A 1,573-nucleotide genomic window follows, 5' to 3' on the forward strand; every position below is an offset into this window, starting at 1 on the left:
CCTAGGAGTCTGCGCGGCAGAAGCTCGCATTTCTCCCTCCCCTTCCGGGGGAGGGCTGGGGTGGGGGCACGCGGCGATGGTGCGGAGGTCATCGCCAGCCACGGATCAATCGTTGAGCTTGAATGCCAGCCAGCTACATCCCCTACGAGCCCGACCAGGACTTCCTGCTGCCCCCGTCACTGAAGGAGTGGCTGCCTGAAGGGCACTTGGCCTACTTCGTCTGCGACGCAATCGATAGCCTGGACTTGAGCGCCTTTCACGCGCGTTACGCCGCCGGTGGACCGCGCAACCAGCCGTTCGATCCGGCCATGATGGTCAAGGTACTGGTCTACGGCTACGCCACAGGGGTGTTCAGCTCGCGCAAGATCGCCAGGAAGCTGCACGAGGACGTGGCGTTTCGGGTGCTGGCCGCGGGCAATTCCCCGGCCCATCGCACCTTGAGCGACTTCCGCGCGTTTCACCTGAAAGAACTCTCTGAACTGTTCGTGCAGGTGGTACGGCTGGCGCGCGAGATGGGTCTGGTCAAGCTGGGCACCATTGCGGTGGACGGCACCAAGGTCAAGGCCAACGCCAGCCGCCACAAGGCCATGAGCTACGGCCACATGATCAAGGCCGAGGCTGAATTGAAGGCGCAGATCGCAGCCCTGCTCAATCGCGCCAAGGCAGCCGACCAGGCCGAGAAGAGCGAACCGGAGCTGGACATCCCAGCCGAGATTGCTCGCCGGCAAGACCGGCTGGAGGCGATCCAGCAGGCCCGCCAGCGCCTTGAGCAGCGCCAGCGCGAAGCCGAACTTGCACGCGGGCGCGACCCGGACGACAAGCCCCGGGGCGGGCGCTACAAGCGCGAGTTCGGCGTGCCCGAGGACAAGGCGCAGGAGAACTTCACCGACGGCGACAGCCGCATCATGAAGCGCTCAGGCGGCGGCTTCGATGCGAGCTACAACGCCCAAACCGCGGTGGATGAATCCAACCACATCATCGTGGCAGCGGAGTTGACCAACAGCGGCAGCGACGCAGCCGAGCTGCCCAAACTGTTGCAGGCGGTCAAGAACAACCTGGGCAAAGCGCCCCAGCAGGTACTGGCCGACACGGGCTACCGCTCCGAGGCGGTGTTCGAGCAGCTGGCCGGTGGCCCCACCGAGGTGGTGGTGTCCGTCGGGCGTGAAGGCAAGCAACCGCTGCACTTCCACGCCGATCGAAACCCCCACACGGCGGCAATGGTCGCCAAGCTGCAAAGCAGCCCGGGCAAGGCGGCTTACCGCAAGCGCAAGTGGATTGCCGAGCCACCCAACGGCTGGATCAAAAGCGTCTTGGGGTTCAGGCAGTTCAGCCTCAGGGGACTACACCGCGTGCAAGCCGAGTGGAAACTCGTTTGCATGGCGTTGAATCTGCGAAGGATGCGCAGCTTGCAACTGCCTTGAGGGGCCAGAACACCCGGCATCGTGCATTGCCGTTCGTCTGAGCGCGGGATGGCGGCTCTAATACCCCACAAAACAGCAAACTTGCTTGCCAGCGTGGATGCCGGGTCAACCCCGGGCATGACAACTACGCTCTGCCGCGCAGACTCCTAGCC

The 1,573-nt window shown here is 64.4% G+C and carries 1 protein-coding gene; it reads left to right on the forward strand.

Annotation, left to right across the window (positions count from 1 at the left end):
- Positions 1-122 precede the first annotated feature (122 nt).
- Positions 123-1,421: an IS1182 family transposase gene (locus tag HNE04_RS27785; protein WP_172227133.1), complete on the forward strand. Its 1,299-nt coding sequence runs from the start codon at positions 123-125 to the stop codon at positions 1,419-1,421.
- The last annotated feature ends 152 nt before the right edge of the window (positions 1,422-1,573 follow it).

The sequence above is a fragment of the Caenimonas soli genome (assembly GCF_013155545.1).
Classification (GTDB): domain Bacteria; phylum Pseudomonadota; class Gammaproteobacteria; order Burkholderiales; family Burkholderiaceae_C; genus Ramlibacter; species Ramlibacter soli.

What these genes read in the sequence shown, in the direction of transcription:
- HNE04_RS27785 (WP_172227133.1), top strand. Translation starts at nt 123, where the DNA reads ATGCCAGCCAGCTACATCCCCTACGAGCCCGACCAGGACTTCCTGCTG.